5 protein-coding genes and 2 pseudogenes are annotated in these 8,274 nt (G+C 67.8%); all 7 read left to right on the top strand.

All coding sequences use genetic code 11. The features are described 5' to 3' along the window. Positions 1-349, top strand: a 349-nt coding sequence (locus tag B0T44_RS25485; protein ID WP_176219242.1) for a fatty acid desaturase, incomplete at its 5' end; no start/stop codon positions are given. A 60-nt stretch (positions 350-409) separates the two neighbouring features. After that, a complete protein-coding gene (gene ahcY, locus B0T44_RS25490) occupies positions 410-1,891 on the top strand; it encodes an adenosylhomocysteinase (protein WP_077121581.1) in 1,482 nt (493 codons plus the stop codon). Positions 1,892-1,965: 74 nt separating this feature from the next. Then, complete coding sequence (locus B0T44_RS25495; RefSeq protein ID WP_077121579.1) at positions 1,966-2,610, top strand: dTMP kinase; 645 nt, start codon at positions 1,966-1,968, stop codon at positions 2,608-2,610. A 78-nt stretch (positions 2,611-2,688) separates the two neighbouring features. Further along, positions 2,689-3,366, top strand: a complete 678-nt coding sequence (gene mtrA / locus B0T44_RS25500) for an MtrAB system response regulator MtrA (protein ID WP_081512705.1) — start codon at positions 2,689-2,691, stop codon at positions 3,364-3,366. Between the two features lie 95 nt (positions 3,367-3,461). Then, positions 3,462-5,033 (top strand): annotated as a pseudogene (mtrB, locus tag B0T44_RS25505) (MtrAB system histidine kinase MtrB); the annotation flags it as partial. 740 nt (positions 5,034-5,773) lie between these two features. Continuing rightward, complete coding sequence (lpqB, locus tag B0T44_RS25510) at positions 5,774-7,594, top strand: MtrAB system accessory lipoprotein LpqB (RefSeq protein ID WP_077121576.1); 1,821 nt, start codon at positions 5,774-5,776, stop codon at positions 7,592-7,594. Positions 7,595-7,949: 355 nt separating this feature from the next. Continuing rightward, positions 7,950-8,274: pseudogene (locus B0T44_RS25515) on the top strand (ComF family protein); the annotation flags it as partial.

Genomic DNA, 8,274 nt, shown 5'->3' on the forward strand with positions numbered 1-8,274 from the left:
CGGGCTACTGCGCGAACAGCGCGCAAACGGCCGCTACCGGCGCTGCTCGCCGCGAGACAGCTGGAACAGTGACCGGCTGGTCACCAACATCTTCCTGTTCCATCTACAACGTCACAGCGACCATCACGCCAATCCCGGCCGCCGTTATCAGACCCTGCGCAGCTGCGAGCAGGCTCCGCAGCTGCCCGCTGGTTACGCCAGCATGGTGGTGCTCGCTCTTTTCCCGCCGCTGTGGCGGTTGGTGATGGACAAGCGGGTACTCGCGCACTACGGCGGCGACGTCACCATGGCCAACATCGCGCCACGAAAACGACGGCGGCTGCTGGCCGCGTACGGGGCTGCCGCGTAGCCGCGCTGTAGCGACTAGCCTTGCCTCGGTACCGACATCCAGAGAGGCTGATCCAGGCTGATGACGACCTCAGAACTTCCACGCACATCGCTGACCGCCGATGTCCGCAACGGCATCGAATACAAGGTGGCGGATTTGTCACTGGCCGAATTCGGCCGTAAGGAGATCCGCCTGGCCGAGCACGAGATGCCCGGTCTGATGGCTTTGCGCCGCGAATACGCCGACGTCGCGCCGCTGAAGGGGGCGCGGATCTCCGGCTCGCTGCATATGACGGTGCAGACCGCGGTGCTCATCGAAACCCTGACCGCGCTCGGCGCCGAGGTGCGCTGGGCGTCGTGCAATATCTTCAGCACCCAGGACCATGCCGCCGCGGCGGTCGTCGTCGGGCCGCACGGCACCATCGACGAGCCCAAGGGCACCCCGGTGTTCGCCTGGAAGGGCGAGACGCTGGAGGAGTACTGGTGGGCCTGTGAGCAGATGCTGACCTGGCCGGGCGAGCCGGCCAATATGATCCTCGACGACGGCGGCGACGCCACCATGCTGGTGCTGCGGGGCGCACAGTTCGAAAAAGCCGGCGTGGTGCCGCCCGCCGACGAGGAGCATTCCGCCGAGTACACGGTGTTTTTGAATCTGCTGCGGGAGCGCTTCACCACCGACAAGGGCAAGTGGTCGAAGATCGCCGAGAGCGTCAAGGGTGTCACCGAGGAGACCACCACCGGTGTGCTGCGGCTGTATCAGTTCGCGGCCGCGGGCGAGCTGGTGTTCCCAGCGATCAACGTCAACGATTCGGTCACAAAATCCAAGTTCGACAACAAATACGGCACCCGTCACTCGCTGATCGACGGCATCAACCGCGGCACCGATGTGCTCATCGGCGGCAAGAAGGTGCTGATCTGCGGCTACGGTGACGTCGGCAAGGGCTGCGCGGAATCGCTTGCCGGGCAGGGCGCGCGCGTGCAGGTCACCGAGATCGACCCGATCAATGCGCTGCAGGCGCTGATGGACGGCTACGACGTCGTCACCGTCGAGCAGGGCATCGGCGCCGCCGATATCGTCATCACGGCCACCGGCAACAAGGACATCATCACCCTCGAGCACATGAAGGCGATGAAGGATCAGGCCATTCTGGGCAATATCGGCCACTTCGACAACGAGATCGATATGGCTGCCCTGGAGCGCTGCGGCGCGACCCGGCTCACTATCAAACCGCAGGTCGACCAGTGGACGTTCGGCGAAACGGGCAAGTCCATCATCGTGCTGTCCGAGGGCCGCCTGCTGAACCTGGGCAACGCCACCGGCCACCCGTCGTTCGTCATGTCCAACAGCTTCTCCAACCAGGTCATCGCCCAGATCGAGCTGTGGACCAAGCCCGAGGAATACGACAACGAGGTCTACCGCCTGCCCAAGCACCTGGACGAGAAGGTTGCCCGCATCCACGTGGAAGCGCTCGGCGGCAACCTGACCAAGCTGACCAAGGATCAGGCCGAATACATCGGCGTCGACGTCGAAGGGCCCTACAAGTCCGACCACTACCGGTACTGAGGCGGCCGGTTGTCCCGCCTGCCGAGTAGCAGGCGGGGCACCGCTTGTCCGGCTGCGCCAGTAATCTGCTCCGCATGGCGCTGGTCTCGGTGGAAGGGCTCGACGGTGCGGGCAAACGCACGCTGATCGACAGGCTCGTCGCACAGTTGCGTGCGCGGGGCGTGCGTCCGGCGACGCTGGCCTTTCCTCGCTACGGCCGTTCCGTGCATGCGGACCTGGCCGCCGAAGCCCTGCGGGGCGGGCACGGCGACGTCGCCGCCTCGGTGAACGCGATGGCCCTGCTGTTCGCCCTCGACCGGGCCGGAGCCCGCGACGACCTGTCGAAGCTGCTGGCGGATAACGACATCGTGATCCTCGACCGCTATGTGGCCTCCAACGCCGCCTACAGCGCGGCCCGGCTGGAACAGCCTGCCGACGGTGAAATCGTGGCCTGGGTGGGCGGATTGGAGTTCGGCCGGTTCGCGCTGCCGGTGCCGCGGGTACAGCTGCTGCTGGATGTGCCGACAGAGGTCGCCGTCGCACGCGCCCGCCGCCGCGGGGAGCTCGACGAGTCCCGGGCCCTGGACGCCTACGAACGTGACGGCGGGCTGCAGCGGCGCACCGCAGAGGTGTACCGTGAGCTCGCTCGGCGCGATTGGTACGGGCCGTGGTGGACGTACCGATCCGGTGACGATCCGGCCGATTTGGCTGCTCGGCTTGCCGAAATCGCCGGCGAATAGTGTTGGATATTCCGCGGGAACCGCCAGTGTTTGGCGTGGCGACCCGTTACGAGCCGGGGAGATGACAACATAGTAACTATGAAGCCGAAGATTCTGGTCGTCAACGACGATATGGCGCTCGCCGAGATGCTCACCATCGTCCTGCGCGGGGAAGGATTCGACCCGCATGTGGTCGGCGACGGCACACAGGCGCTGTCGGCGGTCCGGGAGATCCGGCCCGATCTGGTGCTGCTCGATCTGATGCTGCCAGGCATGAACGGTATCGACGTGTGCCGTGTGCTGCGCGCCGATTCCGGGGTGCCGATTGTGATGCTCACGGCGAAAACCGACACCGTCGACGTGGTGCTCGGTTTGGAATCGGGCGCCGACGATTACATCGTCAAACCGTTCAAACCGAAAGAACTCGTGGCCCGGGTGCGTGCCCGGCTGCGCCGCACCGAGGAAGAGCCTGCGGAACTGTTGACGATCGCCGATATCGTCATCGACGTGCCCGCGCACAAGGTGAGCCGCGAAGGCGCGCAGATCTCGCTCACCCCGCTCGAATTCGACCTGCTGGTGGCGCTGGCGCGCAAACCCCGTCAGGTGTTCACTCGGGAAGTGCTGCTCGAACAGGTGTGGGGTTACCGGCACGCCGCCGACACCCGGCTGGTGAATGTGCACGTGCAGCGACTCCGCGCGAAGGTCGAGAAAGATCCGGAGAACCCGGAGATCGTGCTGACCGTCCGCGGCGTCGGCTACAAGGCCGGACCGCCGTGATCCGACCTGAGCTCGGGGCCCGGAGGCGGTAGTTGCCTGACCACGAAGGGCCCCGCGTAGGCCGGGAGGCGGGCTCCGGGCGGCGCCTTGCGGAGCTGCGGCAGGCGCTGGTCCCGGTGACCGAATGGTTCGAGCAGGCCGGGGTCGGCCTGGGGCATCTGTGGCGGCGCTCGCTGCAACTGCGGGTCATCGTCTCCACGCTGACCTTGTCGTTGATCGTGATCACGGTCCTCGGGGTCGTGCTGACCAGCCAGATCACCGACCGCCTGCTGGACGCCAAGATCAATGCCGCGGTCGAGGAGATGGATCGCGCCCGCAACACCGTGCAAAGCCAGCTGGCCGGGGTGCACGACATCAGCAGCCAGCAGCAGCGGCTCGCCGACGCCCGCGACGCACTGTCCAGCCGCGGTAGCGGCGGACAAGCAGGCGGTGCGGCGGGCAGTTTCGATTCGGCATTGAGCATGGTCGGCGGCACCAGGCAGCAGCAGATCACGGTCGGGCCGATCGAGGAGGTCCCCGCCGAGCTGCGCCGGTTCGTGCAGCGCAACCAGGTCAGCTACCAGTTCACGACGGTCTCGGACTCGGACGGCTACGAGGGCCGGGCATTGATCATCGGCAGCCCGAGCGCCGAGGTACCCACGCTGGAGACGTACCTGATCTTCCCGCTGACCAACGAGGAACGCAGTCTGGCGCTGATGCGTGGCACCATGATGGTCGGTGGGCTGGTGCTGTTGGTATTGCTCGCCGCGATCACCGCGCTGGTCACCCGGCAGGTGGTGTTGCCGATCCGGTCGGCGGCGCGGATCGCGGGCCGGTTCGCCGACGGGCGGCTCAAGGAACGCATGCTGGTGCGCGGCGAGGACGATATGGCGCGGCTGGCCGAGGCGTTCAACGAAATGGCCGAAAGCCTGTCCAACCAGATCACCCAGCTCGAGGAGTTCGGCAATCTGCAGCGGCGCTTCACCTCCGATGTCAGCCATGAGCTGCGCACCCCGCTGACCACCGTGCGCATGGCCGCCGATTTGATCCACGGCAGCAGCGAGGATCTGGATCCGGCGCTGGCCCGCAGCGCGGAACTGCTGGTCACCGAACTCGACCGGTTCGAGGGCCTGCTCAACGATCTGCTCGAGATCAGCAGGCATGACGCCGGTGTCGCCGAACTGCAGGTCGAATCCCTGGATGTGCGGATGTGCGTGCGCGCCGCGATCGCCACCGTGCGGCATCTGGCCAAAGAATCCGGTGTCGAGGTGGTGGTGGATCTGCCGGAGGAGCCGGTGGTCGCCGAGGTCGACCCGCGCCGGGTGGAGCGGGTGCTGCGCAATCTGACCGCCAACGCCATCGACCACAGCGAGGGTAAACCGGTGCTGGTGCGGATGCGTGGCGACAGCGAGGCCAACGCCGTCGCCGTAGTGGTCCGCGATCAGGGTGTCGGTCTGCGGCCCGGCGAAGAGAAGCTGGTATTCAGCAGGTTCTGGCGCTCTGACCCGTCCCGGATGCGGCGCTCCGGCGGCACCGGGCTCGGCCTGTCCATCAGCCAGGAGGACGCGAACCTGCACGAAGGCAAGCTAGAGGCGTGGGGCGAAGTCGGTGTCGGCGCCAGCTTCCGCCTGACCTTGCCGCTGGTCCGCGGCCGCAAACTCGGCAAGAGCCCGCTGCCATTGGAACCCGTCCGTAAGGCACCCCGGCGCCCTGTCACCGATGCCGAGCTGGAGGCTGCAGGCAGCACCGTGCCCGCCTTGAAAGCCGTGCCGGACACCCCAGACCTGGCGGACTCCCAAGGCAGTTCCGCAGAACAGAACGGCCCGGCCCCTGTGCTCGCACACGCGTCGGAAAACGACACTGCCGGAAGCGCCGTGCTCGCGGCTGGTGATGCCGTCCCGGCCGGTAATGCGCTGGACGACCCAGCAGCCCCCGATGACAGCAGCACACCGCCTGAGGGGAGCATCGGGGCCCGCTCCGAATCCGATAGTGGTGCGGCGCCCGGTAGCGGTGGGGTCGGCTCGAGTGCGGAGCCTTCGAGTGCAGAGCCGGAGCGCGATCGGGAAAGCGGCTCGGCGGCCGACCAGGATCGTGCGTCCGGTCCCGGCGTCGTGTCGGAGGGTGGCGCTGCGCCGGAAGCGGGCTCAGCGACCGAGAGCCGCTCAGACTCGGATACTGGCATGGCACCCGGCGGTGATGCCGTGGCAGACGACGGCCCGGACGACAGCGGTGCCCCCGCCCGTGACGGATCTACTGCCGGGCGCCCCGAGGACGGCGTGACCGATTCGGTGGCCGACGGGTCGAGCGAGGCGCAGCGGCAACAGTCAGGGAGCGCAGACCCGTCACGACCCGGTGGGCCCGCGCCGGGCAACGGGCCGTCTCGCGGCGCGGAACGGTCGGAGTTCTCCGAGAACAGGGACATACAGTCATGACCATGGGGCGCAGGCATCCGAGGTTGTTCCGACTGGTCACACTGCTGGCGAGCGTGGTGGTGGTCGCCGTGGTGGCGTCCGGATGCGCGAGCCTGCCGGAATCGTCCCAGCCGCAGGCGCTGGGCACGATCAACCGGGAGCCCACTCCCGAGGGCCCCCCTCCGCCGATCCCGGGTCGCGATCCCGACCTGCTGCTGCGTGATTTCCTGCAGGCCACCGCGGAGCCGGCGAACCGGCATCTGGCCGCCCGCCAGTACATGACGCTCGCGGCGGCGACGCAGTGGAACGACACCACATCGACGGTGATCGTGGAGACGGCCGACACGCTGCGCGAATCGCGGACCGAGCACGAAGCGACCTATGTGCTGCGCGCTCGCAAGGTGGGTGAGCTGTCCGTCGACGGTTCCTATCGCGTCGCCGAAGGGCTCATCGAGAACAAGATCGAAATGACCAAGGTCGGTGGCGAATGGCGTATCGATGAGCTGCCCGACGGCGTGGTGATGGAGACCCGTGCCTTCGAAAAATCCTATGCGCGTCATGTGCTGTACTTCGTCGGCCCCGATGGTTCCGCGGTGCCGGATCTGCGCTGGTTCGCCGAGCCGCCCGAACAGCTGACCCAGCGGCTGCTGAGCCAGCTGATCGAAGGACCACAGCCCGCTATCGCCCCCGTGGTGCGCAATCTGCTTGCCGCACCGGTGGCGCTGCGCGGTTCGATCACCAAGGCCAATGGTGATCCCGCCGAGGTCGGAGTCGGTCTCGGCGGGGTGCGCATCGACTTCTCCGGGGCAGACAGACTGAACCCCCGCGACCGGGAACTGCTGGCCGCGCAGGTGGTGCTCACCTTGTCCGGCGCCGACATCCTGGGCCCGTACATGCTGCTGGCGGAGGGCAAACCGCTGGACGAGCGGTTCGCTACCAATGGGTGGTCGGTGGCCGATATCGAGCCGTTCGCCGCCTCGGTGCGTCCGGCCAACCACACCGGTTTGCACGCGCTGCGGGGCGGTTCGCTGGTGCAGGTGAACGAGAAAGGTATTTCGCCCGCACCCGGCTATTTCGGTTCGGTGCACAACCTGCAGTCGGCGGGTCTGTCACCGGACGGCCAGCTGGTCGCCGCGGTTGCCGACGCGGGACGTCCTCCGCCGGAGCCCCCGCGCACCCTGATGATCGGCACCTACGGCGGTAACGCGTTCCCCGTGGCCGAAGGCACCACCATCAGCAGACCGTCGTGGACCTCCGACGGCAGCGCCGCGTGGGCGGTCATCGACGGTGAACGCGTGATCCGGGCGGTCAACGACCGCAATACCGGCCACGTTTCGGTGCAGGAGGTCGATATTTCTGCGCTGACCGCAATCACCTCCGGCCAGTCGCTGCGGCTGCCCATCACCGAGCTGCGTATCGCCCGCTCCGGGGTGCGCGCGGCGCTGATCGCCGACGGCAAGGTCTATATCGCGGTGGTCGAGCGGCGACCGGACGGCAAATACGCGCTCACCTCTCCGATACCGCTCGCCCTCGGGCTCAGCACTAATGCGCAGTCGATGAGCTGGCTCACCGGCGAAGCGGTCATTGTCGCCAGGGAAGGCAACGTCGACCCGGTGGTGAGCATCTCGATCGACGGCTCGCAACGCATACCGCAGACCCCGCAGAATCTGACCCCGCCAGTGCGGGTGGTCTCGGCGTCGCCGGAAACCCAGTACGTGGCCGATTCGCGCGCGGTCCTGCAACTGCACTACTCCGGGGGCGCGGCGTCGCGCGACGAATTCTGGCGCGAGGTGCCCGGCTTGACGGGCGAGAACACGGTCCCGGTGCTACCGGGCTGACCCAGCCTGCCGACCGGGCCCTACCGGCTGGCTGGTCAGGCGGATCGTTGGGGGACTGCGGCGATGGCCGCGCAATAACCTCCCGCGGTGCCCACGATCTCGCGCTGTACGGGATCGCGCGGACGGTGCTGCTCGGCCCGCAGACTATGACGGTGGACCGCCCGGCTACCGAAACCACTCGACCCATGCCTGCCTACCCTGAATCCCTGGTGCCGGAAGCGGTCGAGCGAGTGGGCGCAGGGCGGGGGCGGTAGGAATACCCGGCGCGCGCCCTGCGGGCGGTGTGGTCGTGTCGGCGGGTGCGGGTGCACTCGGGTGGTGCGGTTGTGTCGGTGGGTGCGGGCACACTCGGGCGATGCGGACTCTGTTGGATCTGGTGCTGCCCGTGGCATGCGGTGGATGCGGGCGGCCGAGAATCCGATGGTGCGGCGAATGCGCAAAAGCCTTGGCGGGGCCGCCGTTTCGGATAAGGCCGCGTACCGATCCCGGTGTGCCGTGCTGGGCGCTGAGCCGTTACCGCGGCCCCGGCCGCCGCGCGGTGCTGGCAGCCAAGGAACGCGGCCGCCGCGATCTGGCCGAACCGCTGGGGCTGGCGCTCGCCGGTGGGCTGGCTCGGCTGCGCATCAGGGAGCGGCCGTTGATCCTGGTTCCCGCGCCGAGCCGGGCGGCGGCCGCGCGGC

The organism is Nocardia donostiensis, assembly GCF_002081715.1.
Classification (GTDB): Bacteria; Actinomycetota; Actinomycetes; order Mycobacteriales; family Mycobacteriaceae; genus Nocardia; species Nocardia donostiensis.